Annotated in this window: 27 protein-coding genes; 18 read left to right on the top strand and 9 right to left on the bottom strand. The window is 41.6% G+C overall.

Annotated elements, in window-relative coordinates; translation table 11 throughout:
* On the top strand, positions 1-291 hold a 291-nt coding region (locus tag OCV99_RS16610; protein ID WP_262575983.1), incomplete at its 5' end, for a hypothetical protein.
* 293 nt (positions 292-584) lie between these two features.
* Complete coding sequence (locus tag OCV99_RS16605) at positions 585-821, top strand: DUF6061 family protein (RefSeq protein WP_004843528.1); 237 nt, start codon at positions 585-587, stop codon at positions 819-821.
* 151 nt (positions 822-972) lie between these two features.
* Here the strand turns inward: OCV99_RS16605 and OCV99_RS16600 are convergent, their stop codons facing one another.
* The 8 genes from OCV99_RS16600 to OCV99_RS16565 form a co-directional block, all read right to left on the bottom strand.
* On the bottom strand, positions 973-1,581 hold the full coding sequence (locus OCV99_RS16600) for an ATP-binding cassette domain-containing protein (protein ID WP_005608342.1): 609 nt from the start codon (positions 1,579-1,581) through the stop codon (positions 973-975).
* Positions 1,578-3,518 (bottom strand): DUF1430 domain-containing protein, encoded by a 1,941-nt coding sequence (locus tag OCV99_RS16595; protein ID WP_005608344.1) that lies wholly within the window; start codon positions 3,516-3,518, stop codon positions 1,578-1,580. The genes OCV99_RS16600 and OCV99_RS16595 overlap by 4 nt, the downstream gene beginning before the upstream one ends.
* Entirely contained in the window at positions 3,519-3,968 is a 450-nt protein-coding gene (locus tag OCV99_RS16590) for a hypothetical protein (protein ID WP_004843525.1), read from the bottom strand.
* A 67-nt stretch (positions 3,969-4,035) separates the two neighbouring features.
* On the bottom strand, positions 4,036-4,380 hold the full coding sequence (gene mdcF / locus OCV99_RS16585) for a broad-spectrum bacteriocin mediterrocin MdcF (RefSeq protein ID WP_005608346.1): 345 nt from the start codon (positions 4,378-4,380) through the stop codon (positions 4,036-4,038).
* A gap of 63 nt (positions 4,381-4,443) precedes the next feature.
* The gene (locus OCV99_RS16580; protein WP_005608347.1) at positions 4,444-5,178 is read right to left on the bottom strand and encodes a DUF6040 family protein; all 735 of its coding nucleotides are present in this window, start codon (positions 5,176-5,178) and stop codon (positions 4,444-4,446) included.
* Complete coding sequence (locus OCV99_RS16575; RefSeq protein WP_158372035.1) at positions 5,117-6,838, bottom strand: MobA/MobL family protein; 1,722 nt, start codon at positions 6,836-6,838, stop codon at positions 5,117-5,119. The genes OCV99_RS16580 and OCV99_RS16575 overlap by 62 nt, the downstream gene beginning before the upstream one ends.
* Positions 6,839-7,166: 328 nt before the next feature.
* Positions 7,167-7,481, bottom strand: coding sequence for a hypothetical protein (locus OCV99_RS16570; protein WP_005608351.1), 315 nt, complete (start codon positions 7,479-7,481; stop codon positions 7,167-7,169).
* Between the two features lie 140 nt (positions 7,482-7,621).
* A complete protein-coding gene (locus OCV99_RS16565; RefSeq protein ID WP_004843519.1) occupies positions 7,622-7,852 on the bottom strand; it encodes a helix-turn-helix domain-containing protein in 231 nt (76 codons plus the stop codon).
* 171 nt (positions 7,853-8,023) lie between these two features.
* On the opposite strand from OCV99_RS16565, the gene OCV99_RS16560 reads away from it, so the two are divergent.
* The 11 genes from OCV99_RS16560 to purD all read left to right on the top strand — a co-directional run bounded on the left by OCV99_RS16560 (position 8,024) and on the right by purD (position 17,870).
* Entirely contained in the window at positions 8,024-8,653 is a 630-nt protein-coding gene (locus OCV99_RS16560; RefSeq protein WP_005608353.1) for a helix-turn-helix domain-containing protein, read from the top strand.
* Between the two features lie 86 nt (positions 8,654-8,739).
* A complete protein-coding gene (locus OCV99_RS16555; protein WP_005608354.1) occupies positions 8,740-10,035 on the top strand; it encodes a tyrosine-type recombinase/integrase in 1,296 nt (431 codons plus the stop codon).
* A gap of 471 nt (positions 10,036-10,506) precedes the next feature.
* Positions 10,507-11,187: an orotate phosphoribosyltransferase gene (gene pyrE, locus OCV99_RS16550; protein WP_158372033.1), complete on the top strand. Its 681-nt coding sequence runs from the start codon at positions 10,507-10,509 to the stop codon at positions 11,185-11,187.
* Between the two features lie 14 nt (positions 11,188-11,201).
* Positions 11,202-11,357 (top strand): hypothetical protein, encoded by a 156-nt coding sequence (locus OCV99_RS16545; protein ID WP_227193510.1) that lies wholly within the window; start codon positions 11,202-11,204, stop codon positions 11,355-11,357.
* A 25-nt stretch (positions 11,358-11,382) separates the two neighbouring features.
* Positions 11,383-11,847: a VanZ family protein gene (locus tag OCV99_RS16540; RefSeq protein WP_158372031.1), complete on the top strand. Its 465-nt coding sequence runs from the start codon at positions 11,383-11,385 to the stop codon at positions 11,845-11,847.
* Entirely contained in the window at positions 11,834-12,232 is a 399-nt protein-coding gene (locus OCV99_RS16535; protein WP_158372029.1) for a DUF6142 family protein, read from the top strand. The genes OCV99_RS16540 and OCV99_RS16535 overlap by 14 nt, the downstream gene beginning before the upstream one ends.
* Positions 12,233-14,284, top strand: a complete 2,052-nt coding sequence (locus tag OCV99_RS16530; RefSeq protein WP_158372027.1) for an aminopeptidase — start codon at positions 12,233-12,235, stop codon at positions 14,282-14,284.
* 79 nt (positions 14,285-14,363) lie between these two features.
* Complete coding sequence (gene purE / locus OCV99_RS16525; protein ID WP_158372037.1) at positions 14,364-14,876, top strand: 5-(carboxyamino)imidazole ribonucleotide mutase; 513 nt, start codon at positions 14,364-14,366, stop codon at positions 14,874-14,876.
* Positions 14,877-14,944: 68 nt separating this feature from the next.
* Positions 14,945-15,970, top strand: coding sequence for a phosphoribosylformylglycinamidine cyclo-ligase (gene purM / locus OCV99_RS16520; protein ID WP_158372025.1), 1,026 nt, complete (start codon positions 14,945-14,947; stop codon positions 15,968-15,970).
* A complete protein-coding gene (purN, locus tag OCV99_RS16515; RefSeq protein WP_158372023.1) occupies positions 15,964-16,587 on the top strand; it encodes a phosphoribosylglycinamide formyltransferase in 624 nt (207 codons plus the stop codon). The genes purM and purN overlap by 7 nt, the downstream gene beginning before the upstream one ends.
* A gap of 11 nt (positions 16,588-16,598) precedes the next feature.
* Positions 16,599-17,870 (top strand): phosphoribosylamine--glycine ligase, encoded by a 1,272-nt coding sequence (gene purD, locus OCV99_RS16510; RefSeq protein ID WP_158372021.1) that lies wholly within the window; start codon positions 16,599-16,601, stop codon positions 17,868-17,870.
* 97 nt (positions 17,871-17,967) lie between these two features.
* On the opposite strand, the gene OCV99_RS16505 is transcribed toward purD, so the two are convergent.
* Entirely contained in the window at positions 17,968-18,825 is an 858-nt protein-coding gene (locus OCV99_RS16505) for a MurR/RpiR family transcriptional regulator (RefSeq protein WP_158372019.1), read from the bottom strand.
* Between the two features lie 293 nt (positions 18,826-19,118).
* On the opposite strand from OCV99_RS16505, the gene ald reads away from it, so the two are divergent.
* From ald to radA, 5 genes are all read left to right on the top strand, one after another.
* Complete coding sequence (gene ald / locus OCV99_RS16500; protein WP_158372017.1) at positions 19,119-20,240, top strand: alanine dehydrogenase; 1,122 nt, start codon at positions 19,119-19,121, stop codon at positions 20,238-20,240.
* A 163-nt stretch (positions 20,241-20,403) separates the two neighbouring features.
* Entirely contained in the window at positions 20,404-20,772 is a 369-nt protein-coding gene (locus OCV99_RS16495; protein ID WP_158372014.1) for a GntR family transcriptional regulator, read from the top strand.
* A 14-nt stretch (positions 20,773-20,786) separates the two neighbouring features.
* Positions 20,787-23,231, top strand: coding sequence for an ATP-dependent Clp protease ATP-binding subunit (locus OCV99_RS16490; RefSeq protein ID WP_158372012.1), 2,445 nt, complete (start codon positions 20,787-20,789; stop codon positions 23,229-23,231).
* A gap of 282 nt (positions 23,232-23,513) precedes the next feature.
* On the top strand, positions 23,514-23,927 hold the full coding sequence (locus tag OCV99_RS16485) for an endosialidase (RefSeq protein ID WP_158372010.1): 414 nt from the start codon (positions 23,514-23,516) through the stop codon (positions 23,925-23,927).
* An 88-nt stretch (positions 23,928-24,015) separates the two neighbouring features.
* Complete coding sequence (gene radA / locus OCV99_RS16480) at positions 24,016-25,374, top strand: DNA repair protein RadA (protein ID WP_158372008.1); 1,359 nt, start codon at positions 24,016-24,018, stop codon at positions 25,372-25,374.
* Positions 25,375-25,836: the final 462 nt, after the last annotated feature.

Below are 25,836 nucleotides of genomic sequence, written 5' to 3'. Positions count from 1 at the left end.
AACCTGCTGAGCTTTGCTCAGTTTGAAGCGGAATGGCGCTCCGTTCCTCTGGAACGGATGCGCAGTTCTTGCGGAATATGCATTATGGATTTTAATATAGTTTGTGGAACATGGATAAATGAAGATGATGAGAAAGTTTTGAATGTATTGGAAACATCGGACAAATGGCTGTCCGCTGAGGAATTATCAGCAATTACGGGGTTGCCACTGTGTAAAACAAATCACACATTGTCTCTTTTGAAACAACAAGAAGCGTTATATAACAGTAGAAAACGGTGTTTAAATGACTGACAAATTCCAGTTGATATTTCACATATTTTAGGAAATTTAATAACTGTTATATTTAATTATCAAATTCTTCGCAAACCCTTGAAAATACTAAGTTTGTAGCAAGTGAGCTTTCCCTTACTCTTTCCCTTGTGTTATATTCTCACATTGGTTTTCATGAACCTTAATATGGGAAAAAATAAGGGAAAGAAAATTTCATAACACAGTATAACAATAACGACATGGTGAACTGATTGAAATGTTTTCGATATTTAACTCTATAACTGATTATTAAAAGAAAATGGAGATAAGATACGATGAGAACAATTTATGCAGAATACAACATAAATCACGATAGTATTGATGTTTACACAAGTGCCGGATATATGCTTCGCATTGATTGCTGGAAAGCTGAAAAAAATCTAAAAACCACATACGGATCAGAATGTGCGCTTACTTCATTGGCTGTGGATGAGCCTTTGGAATATGCAAGATTATATCTTGAGGGTAATTTACAGATGTGGGTAGATGCAGAAGACTCACTAGAGTTATAATCCTTATCCATATAAATAATATGCAAATATATATCCCATCAATATAGCGAATATACTGAAATAAAAGTATCTTTATAATCAATTTTAACCAAAAGAATATGTTCTTAGAGGAGGTGTCTCCCGAAAGAACATATTCTTCTATTATGGGTAATTATAAATATAGAACATGCTTTTCTTGTGCTACAATTTCTTCACTATGAGTTACAACAATAACTGTTTTTCCCTGTTCACTTAACTCATGCAATATATTCATAACAATCTCACTATTTTTTTTGTCTAAGGAACCAGTTGGTTCGTCTGCTAATACAATCGAACATTTCTTTAGCATTAAACGAGCTAACGCAACTCTCTGCTGTTCGCCACCAGATAATTGATAGACTTTTTTGTTAATTACTTTCTGTAAACCAACTTTTTCAAGAGCTTCATTTATTGAAATATCCGTTCTACCTGATTTTTTTATTATTTCTAGATTTTCTTTTACTGTTTTGTTTTCCAAAAGGGCAAAATTTTGAAATAAAAATCCAACAACTTCTTTGAAATATTTCTGCTTTTTTCCTTTTTTTGCCACATCAAAACCATTCACAATAATAGAACCTTTGTCAGGAGTTTCAATACCTCCAATCATATTAAGTAAAGTACTTTTTCCGCATCCACTTTCGCCACTAATTACCAAAAAACGGCTATCTGGAATTTCCAAATGAAAATTTTTGAACAAAATTTTATCATTATATGCTTTGCATAGATTTTCAATTGTTATCATAAGCAACCTCCTTTTAATGATTTCGGTATGTTTGTTTTTTCAACAATTGTGATATTAAAGAAAATAATTGTAAATTCTATTAGTGCCATAAATGAACTAACAAGAATGCTAATTCCTACTTCAGTCTGTACCGATAATAAAGAATAGATAAGCATACCTACTAATATCACAAAATTTTCCACTACAATCATTTTAAGAAGTGTTTTGTGCCGTTCAAATAAACTATATCCAAAGATTTTCATCAAGGAAATTTTCATTGCATTTTCTCGGAACTCTAGTCTACTTACTGTAACAATAATCATAATATTTAAAAGCAATACAATCGTACAAAGAGAACTTAAAAATCCCACGAGTTTTATTAAAAATGTGTGATTATATAAATACTGTTCATGTACGTTTGTAATTACTAGCTGATAATTTCCAAGCATATCTTCATACTTTTTGCTGATATTTCTTAGCTGTTTTTCATCACATTGAAATAAAACTGCTCCTGCTTTATAGCTTTCAAGATACCCACCATTGACTGCTAAATCTTTGTTTGCCTGATAAATAATTATCGGATTTTTGCTTTTTTCGATACCATTTATTCTACTTGTATCTAAATAGGAAAAGTATTCTGTTTCGCTATACTCTATGTACTGAATATTTAATTGTTGTAAATTATCATGATTTAAAACATGGCTCAAGGAGTCATAGGCTAATTGCTTGTTTTTAGCAAAATATCTATTCTTTGGAATGAAAATAATCAAATCAGAAGATTCATTCTCTACTGCATTTATCTGCTTCGTAAAACCTTGTAACATATCTTTTGCATGATTATTTACATATATCACATCATTTTTATCATTTAAAATATTCAAGCATATTACAGGCTTTAATGTGTTATATTCATTCTTGTATAGTTTATTCCAAAAAGCTTCTTCTTTTTCAGCATTAAAATCAGTAGTCTTTACGGTAAAATAATTTGCATCATAATATTCTTCTAACAAATGTTCATTTGTAAATAGGTTATTATGAATACTACTAATATTAGTGGTAATTGTAAAAACAGCGGCTACCCCTGCTATAAATTTTAACGAATAAATTAAAAAATCCACTCCTCTTTTGTGTGTTGCATTTGCGAATGCCTTTCTAATATCAAAAAAGCAAAAAGAACAATATGGAATAGTGGAAAGAATAATTCCAATGGAATATAAAATTGTGACGAGTCTATTCTCATATGCTCCCGATATATAATTTGACAGCAATATTTTTGCAACAATAAATAATGCAATGTCAAAAGTTACATCGAATAAAGCAGCCTTAAATGCTATGAAACCAGCACTTTCTCCTAAGGAAACTCGTACAACAACCTCTTTTTTTCGCCTAACCACTTCAATTACATTTAGAACAATCATCAATGCAATAATCATACCCCATATAATAAAAATCATGTCCTTTTCCGTAGAATTCCAATATTCTGGATAAGTTAAGCTATATTTTTCTGATAATTTCTGATATGCAGAGATAATATTGTCCTCATTTCCTATGTATGAGATAAAGTTTTCATAACCCACAGAGGTACTTTGCAATTCTGAGAGATTATGAAATTTTACTTTCGTAATTCCGGAAACTAAAGCGGTATATTCTGATTCTTCTATGTTTGCAGTATTTTTTAATGTTTGTCTGATTACTTTATCATCGCCATAAATATGAAGTGTTGAAAGGTATTTATTATTGATTTCATTGTACTGAGAAAAAATATGTACATCATTCTCCGTTGCAGTTTCTGATACATCTTTCAGAAACTGCGACATATCTTCACTAGCAACTTCATAGCGTGATGACGTAAAATATGCTGTAGAAAAGTTCCAAAGCTGATCTTGAAATATTTCAGATTGCATAAGTATTCCAAAAATCAGGAAACAAAACAAACATAAGTTTTTAATTGCTTTCATTTATTTCAACCCCAGATTCCATACTTTATTTGCTTTTTCAAATATCGTAGTCAATATTGTGCTATTTTCATCAACAATCCATTGATCTTCTTGATCTTCAGCTTTTTTGCTACTTGACAACATAATTTGAGTATTCAAATCCTTATAGTCATTAAATAGCACGCCTTGACTTATTCCTTGGTGAAATGGTTTTATCCAAATAATTAGTGCATATCGAACATCTGACTCAGCTATCGCAAGATTTCCATTCCAAAGCAAATAATCAGGGACAGACACACTATACTGGAATCCATCTTTATCTGTGTAAATTTTTACTCCAGATTCTTCTATTTCAGGGAAGTCTTTCTGAAATTCGTTATATGGTTTATAACTCCCGAAGTACCAAAATAAATTATAGCAACAGAACAAAATAACCAAAACAATTCCTATATATTTTATTTTTTTCTTCATTTATATACACTCCACAAAAAAGAGTGGTTGGAATTCCAACCACTCAGCCATTATCCCGAACCTTTGTTTAGTAGCTATTACCGTAGGTAATACTATTTCCTTTATGAGCAACCTCAATTTTAGACCAATTACCTTTACCAACATTTGAACCCGAAAAAGAACCATTTCCATTCTTGACATATGCGTAATGATCTTTAGTTGAATGATATGCGTGTGCATAATCTTCATTAATAGCAAGAGTATTATAACCATAAGTCAAAACACCTTTTCCGCCATCAGATGTAGTGCTCAATTCCCACTTTTTATCAAATGTCTTATTCCCGTTTGTAACAGAAAATGCCATTACTGGAATTGATGAAGAAATTAACATTGCACTAATAGCTACCCCTACAATCACTTTCTTTGCTCTCATAAGTTTTACTTCCTTTGATCTGCTGTATTTCTATTTATATTTTATCAAATATTTTGTATCTAGTCAATCAGTATCTTGACTTATATAGCGTCGAATTGTAAGATATATTCCTTGTAAAATTAACCAAAAGAACAACAGATTTATTGATAATGCTTTTTTAATTACTTCTCCAAAATAAATGATGACAGCCGCACTTGTCAGTATCATCAGTAGGGTAATAACATCCCAACAGTTTTTCTTATATAATTCTATAACCTTTATTTCTATCAGTATTGCCAGTATCCCTGTCCCTGCCACACATATTCCAACAACCAATATCATCAATAACCAATATATGATTCCGGCTATAATCTCATTTGGAATTTTTGTGCTGATTTGTGCCACAGATTGCCCGGCATCAATCGTCCAACCGATAAAAGTTTGTATGAATGATGCTGCATCATGGAAGAATGATTTGCAATCGGAAAGGAACACATCTGACTGTACTGCCTGAAAAAGAGTGGTTGTCAGCGAATACCATGCAAGAAGGAACAAGGTTGTTTGGAACATTACCGTTTTTGCTTTATATTGTCCTGCAAGTTGCTCTTTTTGTGTTTCGTATCTTGCTTTTGCATTCTGATAGGCTGTCCGGTCACAGGCTTCGCATTTTTTATAGAGTACCGGCTTTTCTACCGGTATCTCTACGATTTTCTGATGTGTCCGGGCATAATCCCGTTGTTGTGTTAAGCATCGTATTTTATCTTGACATTCCTCTATCGTGACGTTTGCGCTTCGCAGCTTCTCTTTCTCGCTCCGCAATGCTCTGTCTGCCAGCTTCAAGTCGTTCTTTAATGCTTGAATATTCCCGGCTCTGTTCTCTTTGTTTAATTTCTCGTTCAAGGTCAGAGATTCGTTGAGCTGCGTCTTCAGTTCCACGATAAGCTGGTCTTTCTGTTCCAACTCTTCTTGTATCTCCTCGGTCAAGAGCAGAAGTTCTTCCAACTGTTCGGCGTTCTTTAATTCTCTGGATTCGTTCATCTATATCACGTCCTTTCTCTACCTGCTGTTCCAGTTCAGCAATTCGGTGTTCTGTTTCAGTAATAAACTGTTTTCGCTGTTCAGCTTCTGTGCCAATATCTGCCATTGCTGATTTTCGTTTTCCAAAAGTTCTATCTTCGTTTTCTGTTCTTCCATCTTGGAAAGTAGTTCCTCGGTATTTGGCAAAATGTTGAGCAGCTCGGATAACTCGCTGTTTAATTTTTGCAATTTCTGATTCTGTTCCTGCATAAGAGAGAGTTGGGTGTCCCGGTTCTGCATTTCCAGAAGCATTTCTGCCATTAAGGTCTGCTGTTCTTCGATTTGCCCAATCATGGACTCCATTAAGGGTATAATTTCCCGGCTTTCTTCTAATGTCATTTAATCGCTCCTTCCATAATGATAATGCACCTGATACTTTCCCAAAGGTGTCCAGTATCTTTTGCAATAACGTGTTTTGTTGTTTTATGATTTGATTTTCCGCTACTTTCCACGAACCTTTTATTTCCTGCCCGGCAAGAAACTTTTGTTCAATCTTTCTTGCGTCAGCACCTTCATGGATGGTAGGAATCTGGAGTTTTCCCTGCTTTTCGTAAGAACGGTGATCGACCTGATTATGCAAAGGCAGATGTTTATTACACACCTTTGCCCACTCGCTCCGCCACAGTTCACAGTTTTTTGGATTGTTCCATCCCGTAGCATCGGTCAGTACCCGTTTCCATTGCAGGCGGTTTCTTGCACCAATCTTCTGGATTCCGTTTTCATCTAATACAGGGATACGGATTCCATGACGGTCAGGGTTTTTCTTATCCTGCCACCAGTTCGGATGGGATTCATCAATCACGATATTTCCGCTTTTATCTCTGACAAAATCCCAATCTTTGACTTCTTTCTTCCCCCAAGAATGATCCGGGTTAAAAGGGCGCATTGTCAGAAGCAGATGGACATGAGGATTGCCATCCCCTTTGTCGTGGATACTCCAATCAGCACACATTCCCTTATCCACAAATGTTTTTTTGATATAGTCGGCTGTATATTGAATCTGTTCCTGTCTGCTCCATTCTTTGGGGAGGGCAAATTCAAATGACCTGCCAAGTTGGGCATCTGCACTTTTTTCAATCTTCAATACCTCATTCCATAACCGTTGTTTCTGAAATGTGATTTTAAATTTTTCTAAAGCAGCTTCTTTATCTTCTGACCTTTTGTATCGGACAGATTTTTGAAAGCGTTTTATATTTTCTTCTGGTACTATCTGCCATTCAGGAGGTGCGTTTTCGCACATCATCAGACTGGTGTAGACCACTTCTTTTTTAGAAGTGTAATAACTGATTCGCCCGGTTTCCTCGTTTTTCATCACATCCCCATTGAGATATGCGGAAGCGGAGATAACAGATTTCCCTTTACTTCGTCCGACTATTTTGATTGTGTAATGAAAAATCGCCATGTCTGGATTCCCCCTTTCTGCACATCCGGCATAGATTTCCGGCAACATTGCTTTCAGTTTTAGAAAAAGCAGTATTGCCGGAACGCCCTCTGCGTAAGAGTGCCCTGCGCATAGCAGCCTGCATGGAATGCGCCCCTCTGGCGAAGAGTGCCTCCTGCGGCATGAGCAGGTCTGGCTGAAAGCCCCGCCGACGGAACGAGCCCGGCAAGCGTGAGCGAAGACCGGTTGCCACTTGTGGCAAACTTATTGGGACGACCTCTGGTTGTCCATAAGTGCGCCCTTCATGAAAAAGCAATGAAGGGAATGAAAAACTCATCCCCCCCCGCCATTACACTTCCTCCATATCGGTATGTGTTTCTTTCTGCATTGCCTTTGAAAAAAATTTCCCATTGGCTTCCTGCTTTTTCAGAAAACCAATCAGCTTTGGGATGTCCTCTTCCTCGATAGGCGCACCGAGAACGGATTCCACCGCACCGCCAACCTGACAGAGCCTATGGGTTCGTTTTTTACTTTCTTCGGCTTTCTTTCGTTTCAGAAGTTCTTTCTTCTGTGCTGCATATCGTTTTGCTTTTTCAAGGCTTTCCTGTTCCTTCTTTTCCATTTCAAGCATTCGTTCTTCATAACTTTTTGTTGATTTTGCCATGATTACATTCCCCTTTCTTTTACAAACATAAGTTCTCGGTTGCGTATCAGAAGAAGCACATGGTATAATCTTCTTGCGTGTAGGTATATCATGGCTTCGGTCTGATAGAACCTTTGGCGGTTTCTTTGGAAGCCGCCTTTTTAATTTGCCGCAGTTCTTGTTACGGCTTTTACATTTCCTCTATCCCTCAAATCACGACCTTCATTCGCTTCCATAAACATTTCCAGAATATCGGTTTTAATCAGGACTTTGCGACCAACCTTTAATACTGGAAGTTTCTTCCATTCTACAAGCTGTCTTAAGGTGTTTCTGCCGATTCCCGTATAGTCAGCAGCTTCTTCGATGGATAATGCAATTTTTCTTTGCGTCATATAATCACCTCCTTATAAATTGCATTATGCAATTCTTGTGATGTAAGTATATCCTTTTCATATCTTTTTGTCAAGCGTTACGAAATATTAAAAATAATTTTTAAGTTGCATATTGCAATTACAGAAAAACAATGCTATAATTCATACATACCGAAAAAGGAGGCAGTCAGCATGAAAGATAAAGAACTACGCAAGCTGATAGGCAGCAGAGTAAAACAGCGCCGTCTGGAATTGAATCTGACACAGCCTTATGTCGCAGAAAAGATGGGTGTTACCGCTTCTACAATCCTGCGTTATGAGAATGGTTCGATTGACAATACGAAAAAAATGGTGCTGGAAGGTCTTTCGGAAGCACTCCATGTATCTGTGGAATGGCTCAAAGGGGAAACAGATGAATATGAAACCGACATTACGGATAAGAGAGAGTTACAGATTCGTGATGCGATGGGAGATATTCTGGAACAGTTACCGCTTGCCCTTACCAAAGAAGAAGATGCTTTTTCAAAAGATTTATTACTGCTGATGTTAAAACAATATGGTCTGTTTTTGGATTCCTTCCAGTTCGCCTGCAAAAACTTCAAGGGGAATGCTGGTCAGACGGATATTGCCAAAACAATAGGGTTTGAATCGAATGATGAATATAATGAGATTATGTTCTTAAGGGAAATCACTCACACCATCAATGCTTTTAATGAGATGGCAGACGTTGTAAGGCTCTATTCCAAGAAACCAAAAACAGCAGAACAAAGGCTTGCAAATCTTTTATCAGAAGTCTTATACGAAGATTCCGAATCGGTATAGTAAGACAACCGGAGTTATGATATACTTACACGCACGAAGCATTTCATCAGTTCCGATTGTCTAATATCGAAAGGAGACATACGATTATGGCAAAAGGATCTGTAAGAAAAAAAGGAAAGAAATGGTACTACCGCTTCTATGTAGAGGACGCAAGCGGCAATCTTGTTCAGAAAGAATGCGTTGGAACAGAAAGCAAAAGTGAAACTGAAAAGCTGCTCCGTCAGGCAATGGATGATTATGAGAAAAAGAAATTTGTTGCCAAAGCGGAAAATCTCACAGTCGGACAGCTTTTGGATGTGTGGGCAGAGGAGGAATTAAAAACAGGTACGCTCAGCAATGGTACGGTGGAGAATTACCTCGGAACAATCCGAAATATCAAGAAACACCCATTGGCAGAACGGAAACTGAAAAATGTAACCTCTGAACATTTGCAATCCTTCTTCGATTTGCTTTCCTTCGGGGGAGTTCATCCCGACGGAAAAGAGAGAAAGGGTTACAGCAAAGATTATATCCATTCTTTTTCCGCAGTCATGCAGCAGTCCTTCCGTTTTGCAGTATTTCCAAAGCAGTATATTACGTTCAATCCCATGCAGTATATTAAACTGCGGTATCAGACGGATGAAGTGGATTTGTTTTCCGATGAGGATATGGACGGAAATGTCCAACCAATTTCACGAGAAGATTATGAAAGATTGCTTGCTTATCTGCAAAAAAAGAACCCAGCCGCAATACTTCCAATCCAGATAGCCTATTATGCCGGGCTTCGTATTGGAGAAGCCTGCGGTTTGGCATGGCAGGACGTAAATCTGGAAGAACAATGCCTTACCATAAGACGCAGCATCCGATATGATGGCTCAAAGCGCAAATATATCATCGGACCAACCAAGCGGAAAAAAGTAAGGGTTGTTGATTTTGGAGATACACTGGTAGAGATTTTCCGTAATGCCCGGAAAGAGCAGTTAAAAAATCGAATGCAGTACGGAGAACTTTATCACACGAACTACTACAAAGAGGTCAAAGAGAAAAACAGAGTGTACTACGAATATTATTGTTTAGACAGAACAGAGGAAGTCCCGACAGATTATAAAGAAATTTCTTTCGTCTGTTTAAGACCGGATGGTTGTTTGGAACTTCCAACTACTTTGGGGACTGTTTGCAGAAAGGTGGCAAAAACATTAGAGGGATTTGAAGGCTTTCATTTCCACCAGTTACGTCACACCTATACAAGCAACCTTTTAGCAAATGGAGCTGCCCCAAAAGATGTGCAGGAATTGTTGGGACACTCAGATGTCAGTACCACAATGAACGTCTATGCTCACTCCACAAGAGATGCGAAACGAAAATCAGTTCGGCTTCTTGATAAAGTGGTGGGCAATGACTAAAAAATTTCCCTTATTTCCCTTGTGATTATCTCATAAGGGCAAAAATAAGGGAAACTACATATCATTTCACTAATGGACAGGCGGGAAAGCCTATAAAATGGGGAAAGTTAGAGGAATAATTATATAAATTCCAGTTTGCCAGATTCTTAATAATATGCGAAAAACCAGTGGGGTAAGGAACAAGGCGAAGCCGGTATGCCGTAGGACAGTCCTTGACGGAACGGACGTTGCCAATAACACCTTTCTGTGAGCTGCGCATCACTGCACGAAGTGCATTTTGAATGTGTAATTGGATTGTAATTGAATGGCATCCGCTGATTGAAATAAACATGAAACTGTGATAGAATTGAAAAGATTTAATGGTTCTTTAAGGTGTAGTTAAGATTAAAATGATGTAAAAGCGGTGTAGTAAAAGATAAAAATATAAAGTAAGGGCATGGATATGCCCGTAAATACGGAGGTTTAGAAATTATGGAACAATACAAGCAGGAATTTATCGAATTTATGGTGGAGAGCAATGTGCTTAAGTTTGGAGAATTTACATTGAAGAGCGGAAGAAAATCACCATTCTTTATGAATGCGGGAGCTTATGTAACGGGCAGTCAGTTGAAACGGCTTGGGGAATATTATGCAAAGGCAATTCATGATAAATATGGAGATGACTTTGACGTGCTGTTTGGGCCTGCATATAAGGGAATCCCGCTGGCAGTTGTGACAGCAATGGCTTACAGTGAGTTGTATGGAAAAGAGGTGCGTTATTGTTCAGACCGGAAGGAAGAAAAGGATCACGGTGCGGACAAAGGGAGCTTTCTTGGCAGTAAACTGCAGGATGGCGACCGTGTTGTGATGATTGAAGATGTGACTACATCCGGAAAATCTATGGAAGAGACGGTTCCGAAAGTTCGTGGGGCTGCTAACGTGGAGATTGTAGGTCTGATGGTATCCCTGAACCGCATGGAAGTAGGCAAGGGTGGGGAGAAATGTGCTCTTGACGAAGTGAAGGAATTGTACGGTTTTGAAACTGGAGCAATCGTAACGATGGAGGAAGTAACGGAATATTTATATAACAGAGAATGTCAGGGCAAAATTGTGATTGACGATACATTAAAAGCAGCGATTGACGCATATTATGAACAGTATGGTGTAAAATAGCAGGAGGGATTCGGATGAACAACGAGAAAGCATTTAAGACAATGGGACTTGCCGGAGCGGCTGATATAGCTATCGGTATTGTGATGGTTGTTGCAGGGGTTACAACCGGTATTATTGCCATCATCAACGGGGCACGCCTGATAAAAAACAGAAAAGGATTGACATTTTAGGTTCTGAAGTTAGAAGGGTGCTGTTTTGAATTATAGTAAGAGAAGTAGGTTACGCATATTAGGGAAGATATTATTTATTTTCTATATAGGATTTATTATTTATTTTCTGCTTTTTTCAGACTGGTATGGAAGAAGCGTGGAGGGAATGCAGGAATATCGTTATAATCTGGTGCTGTTTAAGGAGATTAAACGGTTCTGGCAATACAGGGAGCAGCTTGGCGCATATGCAATGTTTACCAATCTTTTTGGGAATGTGCTGATTTTTGTTCCTTTTGGATTTTTCATGCCTATGGCGAGCAAGTACAGGAGCTTCTTCTCGGCAGTTTTCTACAGTTTTGTGCTGAGTTTTTGCGTGGAGACGTTCCAGCTTATTGCGAAAGTGGGGAGCTTTGATGTGGATGACCTGCTCCTAAATACCATAGGAGGGGCGTTTGGTTATGTTGTTTTTGTGGTATGTGCGGCCATAAGGAGAAAATATGTTAAAAGATAGAATAAGAGATGCCATTAAAGAGCAGAGGAAAGAAAGGCAGAAGAAAAAAACAGAAAAAGAGAAAATGAAGCGCAGGCGCAGGAAGTTTGGACAGGCTCCGTTGAAGCACGCGAAAAGAGGATTAGAGTCCTGTTTCCTGGCAGGACTCACCGTATTTTTTATGGTTCTGGTATTTTCTGTTTCGTACATAAGCAAAGGTGATGTCAGCCTTTTGATAGGCGCGGTAGGTTTCCTGATGCTGGTGATGTCAGCGGCAGGGGTGTACAAGGCGGTTCAAGGATTTAAAGAAAGAGACAAAGAATATATTTCCTGCAAAATAGGAATTGTGTTAAATGGGATCTTTACCTTTGTTTTTATTGTAATTTTCTTAAGGGGGCTTTTTTAAATGATGACAGAACGCTATGAACTGGCGGTAGAGAGAATCGGCAGGATTATAGAAGAGGAGACAGTGGCGGAAACATACCGTCCGTATTTTCAAAAGACGGCAAAGTTCGTGGGGATGCTCTGTGAACTGAAGGAAGAGCTGGAGTCCGGGTGTTACCGGGAACTTACGCTTCAGGAACTTCAGGAAAGAAACTGCAGGCTGTATGAAGATATTCTGCCTGAAAATTATGATGCGAGCTACGCTGATCCGGCTTATGCCGCAAAAATGCTCGGAAAAGAATATGGACAGATGCTGAGTTTTCTGTATACAGAGATACGGGGAGCTATTGCATATACATTTGAGCACCGCATAGAATATCTGACGGTGCTTTATGAGTTATTTATTGAAATATATAATTGCTTTGAGGCGGAAGAGCAGCCGGAAGTAAAAACGCTGCGGGACATCATTTACTGGTATGCCAGTGATTATTGTGAGATTTTTGTGGCGGACAAGATTGTAGAGCAGCTTGACCCGGATAGTTCTTTTGCGTCAGACATTATTATGAACAGTTCTTTGGATGATGTAAGGTATCTGTATCGATTCGGAGAGTATATCAGCGAAAATGAGCTTCGTACAGCGGAATATCTGCAGAAGCTGCCGGAAGAGACAATCCAGAAAATGGCAGATGTCTATACGGAAGGTTATCGGAAGGGATTTGTGAATACGGGTAAAGACCTGTCGAAGAAATCGGTGGTAAATATCCGTTATGTGCTGGGGTTTGAACGAGTGGTGAAACGGGCAATCTGCAATTTTGAAAAGATGGGTCTAAGACCTGTTATCTATCGTTCATCCGTGAGTGTGCTTACGAAGCGTCAGCATCTGAAGATAGGGTATTATGGGGCCACTGCAAATAAACAATATGAGTATGACCACCGGAATGACCAGGGGATTTTCCTGAATAAGCGTTTTATAGAGAGAAAACTGGAAGTGATGCGCCATGCCTATGAAGTTAATAAGGATCTGGCGTCGCAACTTGCAGGTCCGGCGGTGATGGAAGTGTTCGGGGAGCAGCCGTTTTCACCGGAACAAAAGGAAGAAGCTGTGCATCTGACAGACAGGCAGGAGGAACTGGCAAGAATGTATGACAGCAAGTCCGGACAGATGACGAACACCTATATTCCCGGGGATGAGAGAAGCTTTACGATTATTGCCTGGCCGGTGCCGGAGATCGGGGCGGAGTACGAAGAAATTTTTGATGAAGTAATCCGTATCAATACGCTGGGTGCGCAGGTCTATGAGAAGGTTCAGCAGACGTTGATTGATGCGCTCGACCAGGGCGAGTGTGTGCGGATTCTTGGAAAGGATGGCAACAGGACCGATCTGACCGTGCAGCTTCACAGACTTGAGAATCCGGTGAAGGAGACGATATTTGAAAACTGTGTGGCGGATGTAAATATTCCGGTAGGGGAAGTTTTTACTTCTCCGGTTCTGGAAGGAACCAGCGGAACCTTGCATGTGAGCAAGGTGTACCTAAATGAGCTGCAGTATCGGGATCTGGAAATCCGGTTTACGGATGGAATGATTGCGGACTATAATTGCAGTAATTTTCAGCGGGAAGAAGACTGTAAGAAATATGTACGGGAAAATGTGCTTTATAATCATCCGACGCTGCCGCTTGGTGAATTTGCCATTGGAACGAATACGACGGCGTATGTGGCGGCGAAGAAGTATGGTATTGAAGATAAAATGCCGATTCTGATTGCGGAGAAGATGGGACCCCATTTTGCGGTGGGAGATACTTGCTATAGTTGGAGTGAAGATATAAAGGTATACAATCCCAATGGTAAGGAAATCATAGCAAGGGATAATTCCGTTTCTATTCAGAGAAAAGAAGATGTCTCGAAAGCTTATTTCCATTGCCATACGGATATTACCATTCCTTATGAAGAACTGGGCAGTATTACGGTTCTTACAAAAGGAGGCGGAGAAATCAGGCTTCTTTCAGACGGAAGATTTGTACTTCCCGGCACAGAAATTCTGAATGAACCGTTGGACAATCCGTACACGGTATGATATATTTATGAAAGTAACAGCGAACACGGGAAAGCATTGTTTGCCAAGTGGGCGTAAGAAAGCAGAAAGGATGAATGTGATGTCAAAGGTAGGAATTGTGATGGGCAGCGACTCAGACCTGAAGGTTATGGGTAAAGCCGCTGACATGTTAGAAAAGCTTGGAATTGAATATGAGATGACGGTCATCTCCGCACACCGGGAGCCGGATGTGTTCTTTGAATATGCAAAGTCAGCAGAAGAAAAAGGGTTTAAAGTAATTATTGCAGGCGCAGGAATGGCAGCGCATCTTCCGGGAATGTGCGCGGCAATCTTCCCGATGCCGGTGATTGGTGTGCCGATGTCAGGAAAGAATCTGGAGGGTCAGGATGCACTTTACTCTATTGTGCAGATGCCGCCGGGAATTCCGGTTGCAACGGTTGCCATTGACGGTGGAATGAACGCGGCGATTCTTGCGGCGAGGATTCTTGCTGTTTCTGATGCGGCGCTGCTTGAAAGGCTGAAGGAATATACAAAGGAAATGAAAGAGACTGTTCAGGCGAAGGATGCGAAGTTAAAGGAGCTTGGATATAAAGAATATCTGAATCAGAAGTAGGAGATTGCTTCTTCCCCCGGAACCGCCGGGCGGAATTGAAAATATTAAGACAAATAAGGAGACGGATTATGGATTACAAGAATGCGGGTGTAGATATTGAGGCGGGATATAAGTCGGTAGAGTTAATGAAGAAGCATGTAAAAGAGACGATGCGGCCGGAAGTCCTCGGCGGGCTTGGCGGATTTGCAGGAGCTTTTGACTTAAGCGGCATTAAACAGATGGATGAGCCTGTTCTGTTATCAGGAACTGATGGATGCGGAACCAAGGTAAAGCTTGCGTTTGTTATGGACAAGCACGATACCATAGGTATTGATGCTGTTGCCATGTGTGTAAATGATATTGCGTGCTCTGGCGGAGAACCCTTATTCTTCCTGGATTACATCGCATGTGGTAAGAACTATCCTGAAAAAATCGCGACGATTGTAAGTGGTGTAGCTGAGGGGTGTAAACAGTCAGAATGCGCTCTGGTAGGCGGAGAGACTGCAGAACATCCGGGACTTATGCCGGTAGATGAATATGACCTTGCGGGATTTGCCGTAGGTGTGGTTGATAAAAAGGATATTATCAGTGGAGAGAATATCAAACCGGGGGACGTTCTGGTGGGCATGGCTTCCAGTGGAGTCCACAGCAACGGATTTTCTCTGGTGCGCAAGGTGTTTGAGATGACGAAGGAATCTCTGGATACATATTATGATGAACTGGGTAAAACGCTGGGAGAAGCGTTGATTGCGCCGACCAAGATTTACGTGAAAGCCTTAAAAAGCATTAAAAACAGCGGTGTAAAGGTAAAGGGATGCAGCCATATTACAGGCGGCGGCTTCTATGAGAACATTCCGAGAATGCTTCCGGAAGGCGTCAGGGCTGTTGTGGAGAAGAACAGCTATGAAGTTCCTGCAATCTTTAAGCTTCTGGCGAAGGAAGGCGACATTGCAGAAGAGATGATGTACAATACTTTTAATATGGGTCTTGGTATGATTCTTGCTTTAGAACCGGAAGATGTGGACAAGGCAATAGAAGCGATCCGGGCAGCAGGTGAAGAGGCCTATGTAGTTGGACGTGTAGAAGCAGGAGAAAAAGGAGTTACATTATGCTAAATGTAGTTGTACTCGTATCCGGCGGCGGAACGAATCTTCAGGCAATTATAGATGCTGTGGAGGTAGGCTCGATTACCAATACGAAAATTGTCGGTGTAATCAGCAATAATAGGAACGCTTATGCTATGGAGCGGGCAAAAAATCATGGAATTGCCGCTCAGTGTATTTCTCCGAAAGACTATGAGACGAGAGAGAAGTTTAATGAAAAATTCATGGAAGCTGTGGAGGCGATGAATCCGGACTTGATTGTTCTGGCAGGATTTCTTGTGGTAATTCCGGAAGTTATGATTGCGAGGTACCGGAATCGGATGATTAATGTCCATCCGTCCCTGATCCCGTCCTTTTGTGGAACCGGATATTACGGGCTTAAGGTTCACGAGGCGGCGCTTGCCCGTGGCGTGAAAGTGGTAGGAGCGACTGTACATTTTGTAGATGAAGGAACGGACACCGGTCCGATTATTCTTCAGAAGGCGGTAGAGGTAGAGCAGGGAGATACTCCGGAAACTCTGCAGCGTCGTGTCATGGAGCAGGCGGAGTGGAAGATTCTTCCAAGAGCCATTGATCTGATTGCGAATGGCAGAGTGAAGGTAGAGAATAACCTGGTAACAATACAATAAGGAGGAGTATCATGAAAGTATTAATTGTAGGAAGCGGCGGCAGAGAACATGCAATTGCATACTGTGTGGCAAAAAGTGAAAAGGTGGATAAGATCTATTGTACCCCGGGTAATGCCGGAATTGCGGAATATGCGGAGTGTGCGCCGATTGGTGCAATGGAATTTGATAAAATCGTTGCATTTGCAAAAGAAAAAGGAGTTGATCTTGTAATCGTTGGAATGGATGATCCTCTGGTCGGCGGTCTGGTGGACGAACTGGAGGCAGCCGGAATCCGTGCGTTTGGACCGCGTAAGAATGCGGCAATCCTGGAAGGCTCCAAGGCGTTTTCCAAAGACCTGATGAAAAAATATCATATTCCGACGGCGGCATATGAGAATTTTGATAATCCAGAGGAAGCGCTTGCTTATCTGGAAACTGCCAAGTTCCCTATTGTTCTGAAAGCAGATGGTCTTGCGCTTGGAAAAGGCGTGCTGATCTGTAATACGCTGGAAGAGGCGAAGGATGGCGTTAAGACGATTATGCTGGATAAGAAGTTCGGTGATTCCGGGAATACCATGGTGGTAGAAGAATTTATGACCGGACGTGAAGTGTCTGTGCTTTCTTTTGTGGATGGCAATACCATTAAGACTATGACATCTGCGCAGGATCATAAGCGCGCGGGAGATGGGGATACCGGGCTGAATACAGGCGGCATGGGGACCTTCTCTCCAAGCCCGTTCTATACAAAAGAGGTAGAGGAATTCTGCAATAAATATGTCTATCAGGCGACAGTGGATGCTATGAAGGCAGAAGGAAGACCGTTCAAAGGAGTTATTTTCTTTGGATTGATGCTGACAGAAGATGGCCCGAAGGTACTGGAATATAATGCGAGATTCGGTGACCCGGAGGCACAGGTTGTCCTGCCGCGTATGAAGAATGACATTATTGACGTGGTGGAGGCTTGTATCGACGGAACCTTAGACCAAATTGATCTGCAGTTTGAAGATAATGCTGCGGTATGTGTTGTGCTTGCCTCAGACGGGTACCCGCTGGCTTATGACAAGGGGCTTCCCATCAGCGGGCTTGAAGAATTCGGAAAGCATGAGGGGTATTACTGCTTCCATGCCGGAACCAAGTTTGAAGGCGATCAGATTGTAACCAATGGAGGACGTGTGCTGGGTGTTACCGCAAAAGGAAAAGACTTGAAGGAAGCAAGGGCGAATGCTTATGCGGCGACCGAATGGGTGCAGTTCGATAATAAATATATGCGCCATGATATTGGAAAGGCAATTGACGAGGCGTAATTTATGTAAAAGATACAAATAGAAAATGCGTCTTGCTGTTTTGTGGCGGCAGCTTTACTTTGCCGGAATCTCACAGATGAACAGCAGGACGCATTTTTTAGTAGTTTCCCAGCTCATCTAAGTACTTATCAATTCGTTTCAGTCTCTTTTCAATCCCCTTTGCTTTATGACTGATGGTCTCCAACAGTGCTTCTGTCGCGAACTGGGGGGCAACCATGGAATTGAAAAAGGTGTTGCTGTCAACAGGAGCCGTCAGTAGTACAGTGGCATATTTGGCAAGCAGGGCACTGGGTTTATCTGTGATGACAATGATATTTGCTCCGGCTTCCTGTGCCATCCGGGCACTGATCTCATCCACGGAAGAATAGCGTGGGAAGCTGAAGATTACCAGGCAGTCATCCTTAGATATATTGCACATATGGTCAATAGGGCTAATAGGGGAAGCGTTGGTGGCTTCTACATTAGGGACCATATGTTTTAAATACAGAAGAAAATAGTCGCCGAGAGAAGAATTTCCTCTGGAGGCGGCAATGTATTTGTGGCGGCTGCATATGATAATATCAGCGGCCTCTTCAAAGGAAGAAATCTGATTATTGATTAGAATATTTTCCAGGTTTTTGGCAGCGTTTTTAAAATGCCGGTGAATATAATCAGAATTTGTTTCCAGCTTGGCTCTTTTAGCGATACGGTGAGAAGGTATTGTGATAGAACTGGATATGCTGAGAACCTGATCCTGATAAGTCCTTCTTAAATTTTTCTGGAAATCCATGAAGCCGTCATATCCCAGTGAACGGCTGAAACGTATAACAGAAGATTCGCTTACTTCCAATTTTGAAGCTATTTCCGTAGATGTCATGAAGCAGGCGTCCGCCGTATTGTCTAAAATGAATTTTGCAATCATTTTTTGTGTCTTTGTTAATTGTGCATTGTTGATTGTGTCTCTTAACTCTTTCATTCCCTTATCCTCCAACGTGGAAATAAAACTATTTATAATTGAATTTAACCACGAAACGAAAAAAGATGCAAGAAAAATTGAACACACAATTAAAAGGAATTTTTTAAAAATAAAAAATTGTTAAAAAAATAACTTTTATTGAACAAAAACTAAAGATGTGATAGTATGATTTTAAAGATAAATGAATAATATTCTTCATTATATATAAAATGTGAAAAATATTATTCAAAATGTGAGCATTGAGGGAGCGTAACTTTTGAATCATATTGTATGAAAAAGCAGGAGGAACAGCAGTGAAAGTAGGATGTGTAAAGGAGATTAAAAACAAAGAGTTCCGTGTAGGAATGACACCGGACAATGTGAAAAGCTATGTGAGTGCAGGGCATGAGGTGTATATTGAAAAGAATGCCGGAGAAGGTTCCGGCTTTACAGACAGCGAATATGAAGCAGCGGGTGCCAGGATGATAGAGACGGCGAAAGAAGTATGGGATACCGTTGAGATGATGATAAAAGTAAAAGAACCGTTGCCGGAGGAGTATTCGCTATTCCATGAAGGATTAATTTTGTATACCTATCTCCATCTTGCCGCAGACAAACCGCAGACGGATGCATTATTAGGGGGCAAAGTAAAAGGGGTTGCTTATGAAACATTATTTGATCCGAAAAATGGCGGGCTGCCGCTTCTTGCGCCTATGAGCCAGATTGCCGGAAGACTTAGCATTCAGGAGGGTGCAAAATATCTGGAGAAGACATTTGGCGGAGAGGGAGTCCTTCTGGCAGGTGTTCCGGGAACGCCAAAGGCGAATGTTGTAATTCTGGGCGGCGGTAACGTGGGGACGAATGCATGTAAAATTGCAGTAGGTATGGGGGCAAATGTGACAATTATGGACATAAGCCTTTCGAGACTTGCTTATCTGGATGATATTTTTGGAGCACGTATTCAGACGTTGGTGTCTACAGATGCTAATATTGAAAAAGCTGTGAAGGAGGCAGATCTTGTTGTTGGAGCGGTTTTGATTCCAGGGAAGGCTGCACCGAAGATTTTCAAGAAAAAATACCTGAAGGAAATGAAGCCCGGCGCAGTATTTGTAGACGTTGCGGTTGACCAGGGCGGTTGTGGGGAGACGACGAGAGTTACTTATCATGACGATCCGATTTTCATTGAAGATGGAATTGTTCATTATTGCGTGGGCAATATGCCCGGCGCGGTTCCGAGGACTTCTACAATAGCTCTTACGAATGCGACGTTAAACTATGGCTTGCAGATTGCGGGTAAAGGGCTTGAAAGGGCATGTGCAGAGAATGAAGTTATTTATTCTGCAATCAATACCTACGACGGAAAGCTTACCTGTAAGAATGTAGCAGACAGTTTTGACTGCTATGAATATACGGATATCCGAGAAATTTGTAAATAAAATACAGACCCTTCCAGAATGGGAAGCGCACTTTCGGGTGCGCTTCTCTTTTATGGCTGAATAGTTACAATCTTTTTGCGGAAAAGAATAGTTTTGCTTGCGGTATAGAGCGTGTTGTGCTATTGTAAGTATAACAGCTAAAAACGTCAGAAAAGGTGATGCTATGTATATAGAGATTGATTTTAATAGTGATGAAGCGATTTATATGCAGCTTCGCAACCAGATTATTATGGGGATTGCCACGTCGGAGATACGGGAGGGAGATACGCTGCCATCCGTAAGGCAGCTCGCCCAGACGGTGGGCATTAATATGCACACCGTGAATAAGGCATATGCCGTACTTAGGCAGGAAGGATTTGTACAGTTAGACAGAAGAAAAGGAGCTGTTATTGCCATAGATATTGATAAGTTGAAGGCGGTTGCCGAGATGAAGGAGCAGCTGCGCATTGTACTTGCGCAGGGGTGCTGTAAGAATATTTCCAAAGAAGAGGTTCACGGGCTGGTGGACGAAATATTTGAAGAATATTCGTAGGAGGATTACTTGGAATGAATTATACACAACAGGCGAATGAAGTTTTGCAGAGCGCGAAGAAGATGGCGAAGGAGCTGAAACATCCGTATATAGGTACGGAGCATCTTTTGCTTGGGCTGAGAAAGGTCTATGCCGGGGTTGCCGGACAGATTCTTGGGATGAATGGTGTAAAGGAAGAGAATATACTGAAAATTGTTGATGAACTTGTTTCCCCGGCACAGGGAGCGGCGACGGCTGTTAATCCGGAGATGAGTCCGCGCCTGGAGTATATCCTGGAGGGAGCCGAGGAGGAGGCGATGCGCTTAAAATCTCCGGAAGTAGGGACGGAGCATATGCTTCTTGCGATGCTGCGGGATGTAGACTGCGTGGGTGCCAGGATACTTCTGACACTGAATATTAGCCTGCAGAAGGTTTGTCAGGATATTTTGCAGACGGTGGGCGTTGACCCCAAAGAGTATATGGATGATATGCCAGATGACGGGAGACGTAAAAACAGCGTTCTGGAACAACATGGGACGGATTTGACGCTGCGTGCAATGGAAGGGAAACTTGATCCGGTAATCGGGCGGGAGAAAGAGATTGGGCGGCTGATGCAGGTGTTGAGCAGAAGGACGAAGAACAATCCTTGTTTGGTGGGCGAACCAGGTGTGGGGAAGACTGCTGTCATTGAAGGGCTTGCTATGCAGATAGCAGCCGGAGTGGTTCCGGATAATATGAAGGAAAAGAAAATTATGACGATTGATCTGGCGAGTATGATCGCAGGGTCCAAGTATCGGGGAGAATTTGAGGAACGGATGAAGCGTCTGATTCAGGAAGTAAAGACTGCGGGGAATGTGATTTTGTTTCTGGACGAAGTGCACACGATTATCGGCGCAGGCGGCGCAGAGGGCGCTATGGATGCATCCAATATTCTGAAACCGTCCCTTGCCAGAGGAGAATTGCAGCTGATTGGTGCGACCACGATTGCAGAATACCGTAAATATATTGAAAAGGACGCGGCGCTGGAAAGGAGGTTTCAACCGATTACTGTAGAGGAACCTACGGAAGAGCAATGTCTGGTTATTTTAAAAGGGCTACAGAAAAAGTATGAAGAACATCACCGTGTGGAAATCAGTCCGGAGGCTTTGGCGGCGGCGGTACAGATGGCAGAAAGGTATGTGAACGATCGGTTCCTTCCGGATAAGGCGATTGACGTCCTGGATGAAGCATGTTCAAAAGTAAGCATGAGAGGCTTTCAGGCACCGGAGAGTATTTATCAAATGGAAGAGCTGATTGAGAGCCTTATGGCGGAAAAAGAAGACGCGATCAAAAGAGGCGATATGAATGAAGCATCTCGTATCTACAGAGAACAGCAGGATGCGGAGAAGAAACTGGAGCAAGTGCGTGCGAGATTCCAGAAGCGCAGCCAGGGCAAGCTGGCGGTAGTAACGGAAAATGATATTGCGGAGGTTGTATCAGAGTGGACGAGGATTCCGGTGCAGAAGCTGACAGAGTCTGAGAGCGTAAGGCTCAAGAATTTAGAAAAGACGCTTCATAAGCGCGTAGTAGGGCAGGAGGAGGCTGTTACAGCAGTGGCGAAAGCGGTGCGAAGAGGACGGGTAGGACTGAAAGACCCGGGACGCCCGATTGGCTCCTTTTTGTTCCTGGGACCAACTGGAGTGGGGAAGACAGAACTGTCCAAAGCACTTGCGGAGGCGTTGTTTGGCAATGAAGACTCTGTTATTAGGGTGGATATGTCTGAATATATGGAAAAGCATAGTGTATCTAAAATGATTGGATCTCCGCCGGGATATGTAGGGCACGATGATGGCGGCCAGCTCAGCGAGCAGGTAAGACGCCATCCTTATTCCGTGGTTTTGTTTGATGAGATAGAAAAAGCACATCCAGATGTGTTCAATATTTTACTGCAGGTGTTGGATGACGGACATATTACCGATTCACAGGGGCGGAAGGTTGATTTCAGGAATACAGTTATTATTATGACTTCCAATGCCGGGGCGCAGGCGATTATTGAGCCAAAACGGCTGGGGTTTGCGGCGAAGGAAGACACCGCAGCTGATTATAAACGGATGAAAGAAAATGTGATGAATGAGATTAAACTGATTTTTCGTCCGGAATTTTTGAATCGTATTGACGAAATCATGGTGTTCCATGCACTGGATAAAAACCACATGAAGAAAATTGTGGGGATGATGTGTAAAGAAGTGATAAAGCGTGCAGATGAGCAGCTTGGTATCAAACTGGTTATCCGGGATTCTGTGAAAAAACATATCGTGGAAACCGGAACCGATCAGAAATATGGGGCAAGACCACTGAGACGTGCCGTGCAAAATCAGTTGGAAGATAAACTTGCAGAAGCGATTCTTGATGGCAATATTACCAGAGGAAGCGAAGTAATCGCAGGCATATCTAAAAAAGAAATTAAATTTGAAGTCAAGACTACAAAAGACAAACAGTAAATGCTATAATGTACGCGAAGGCAATGAGCCGTGCAAATCCTTGCGATGACAAGCGGGCTGCTTGCAGACCGGTTTGGCAGCGGGAGGATTTATAGGGCGAAGCCCGCGAGCGAGCAAGCGAAGCTTGCGAGATAGCACGGCGTGGAAACGAAGCGCGAGGAGTAAGCGGCAGAGGGCGAAGCCCGCGAGCGAGCAAGCGAAGCTTGCGAGATAGCACGGCGTGGAAACGAAGTGCGAGGAGTAAGCGGCAGAGTTGCAGGAAATACTAGGAGGATAAATAACATGGCGGTAGTAAAAGAACTGTTGAGAGCGGAATCAGATGGAACGCTTAGCTTTGGCGATTACACATTGGATTCTAAGACAAAATTAGACGGATTTGAATTCCAGGGAGACTTATTTAAGGTTAAGACATTTGCAGAGATTACGAAATTAGAAAAAAATGGAATGTTCGTTTACGAATCTGTTCCGGGTACGGCAGTTGAGAACTTTAAAGCATCCGATGATGAAGTAACATTCAGAGTATCGGCAGAGAAGGACGTACAGTTTACGTTGGAATTAGAGGCGGATACAGAGTATACGGTATACATGAATGGTGCAAATGTAGGAGATATGAAAACAAATATGAGCGGTAAATTGAGCGTCAGTGCAGAGTTTGAACCGGAACAGTGTGTTGAGGTTAAGATTGTGAAAAAATAAATGGAATGGTATAAAGTGTAGAAAGCATTTGAAGGGCTGCGCGCAAGCAGCCCTTTTTGTTAGATAAGAATGAATGTAGGAGACGGTTATGGCGAAGGCAAAAAAAAGTATATATTTCTGTCAGAATTGCGGGCATGAAGAGACGAAATGGCTGGGGCAGTGTCCGATGTGCAAGGAGTGGAATACATTTGTAGAAGAAAAAGTAACGCCGCTCAAAGGAGGTTCATCGAAGAGTGCGGTGAGAGAGGCAGAGGTAACAACTCTTAATAATGTCACAACAGATCAAGATGAAAGAATGCAGACGAACATCGCAGAGTTGGATCGCGTGCTGGGGGGAGGAATTGTGCCGGGATCATTAATTTTGGTAGGCGGCGACCCCGGGATTGGGAAATCTACATTGCTTCTGCAAGTGTGTCAGCAGCTGGCTGCCCAGGGAAGAAAGGTTTTATATATTTCAGGGGAAGAATCGTTGAAGCAGATAAAACTTAGGGCAAACCGAATGGGTGAATTTACCGAACAGCTTTTGCTGCTGTGTGAGACAAATCTAGAAACGATCCGTTTGGTTATTGAAAAACAAAAGCCCGAAATCGCCATTATTGATTCCATTCAGACAATGTACAGTGAGGAAGTGGCATCTGCTCCGGGAAGCGTGTCTCAGGTGCGGGAAGCTACGAATACTTTGATGCAGCTTGCAAAGGGAATGACAATTTCTATCTTTATTGTAGGGCATGTGACAAAAGAAGGTACGGTAGCGGGGCCGAGAGTGCTGGAACATATGGTAGATACCGTATTATATTTTGAGGGTGACAGATATGCGTCTTACAGGATACTGCGAGGCGTGAAAAATAGATTTGGTTCTACGAATGAGATCGGAGTTTTTGAAATGCGGCAGACAGGGCTTGTGGAAGTTTCAAATCCTTCTGAATATATGCTGAACGGCCGGCCGCAGAATGCATCTGGTTCAGTGGTGGCATGTTCTATGGAGGGAACGCGCCCTATTTTGATGGAAATACAAGCACTTGTATGCCAAAGTAATTTTGGAATGCCCAGGCGGACAGCGGCAGGAACTGATTATAATAGGGTTAATTTGCTGATGGCAGTTCTTGAAAAACGGCTGGGACTGCATCTTTCTAATTATGATGCATATGTGAATATCGCGGGAGGGATTAAAATGAATGAACCTGCGATTGATTTGGGAATTGTAATGGCAATCATTTCGAGTTATAAAAACCATCCGATAGCAGAAGGGATGATTGTTTTTGGCGAAGTGGGACTTAGTGGTGAAGTGCGGGCAGTTAGTATGCCGGAACAGCGTGTGGCAGAAGCGAAAAAATTGGGTTTTGAAGTGTGTGTTATGCCAGAAGTGTCTGTAGATATGGTAAAGAAAGTTCAGGGGATAAAAGTAATTGGAGTAAAAAATATCATTGATGTAACAAGATTGATATAAAATGGAGCTTGCTGTCAATTTGTCGTATGGCCGAACGGATACAGAAGAACAGATATTTAAAAAAGGTACTTGACAATTCGGTTTGCGTGTGATAGTCTAAATAAGCTGTCGCGTGAGACAACAGGTTCAGACAGAAAATGACAGACGACGGCAAAAAAAAATAAAAAAAGTTGTTGACAAGCGATGAAAGATGTGATAATCTAAATAAGCTGTCGCGAGGACGACAACAAAGCAGAACCTTGATAACTGAACAATAGACAACGACCCTGAAAATTCTAAAAAGAGAAAATTCAGAGAACAAGCATCTATGAGGATGCAACCTAAAAACAGTAATAACGGGATAGGAAAGCTAGTAGTTTTCCTGAACGAGATGAAACTTAAAGGAAGCTCCTGCGATACTAAGCTCACTCTAAAAAGAGTTCGCAAAGTCATCGAGGAGCGTAAACGGACGTAGGAACCGTG

This window comes from Dorea acetigenes (assembly GCF_025567385.1).
In the GTDB taxonomy this organism is placed as follows: domain Bacteria; phylum Bacillota; class Clostridia; order Lachnospirales; family Lachnospiraceae; genus Claveliimonas; species Claveliimonas acetigenes.
The sequence above is the reverse complement of the archived record's forward strand: the minus strand, read 5'-3'. Positions and strand labels throughout refer to the sequence as shown.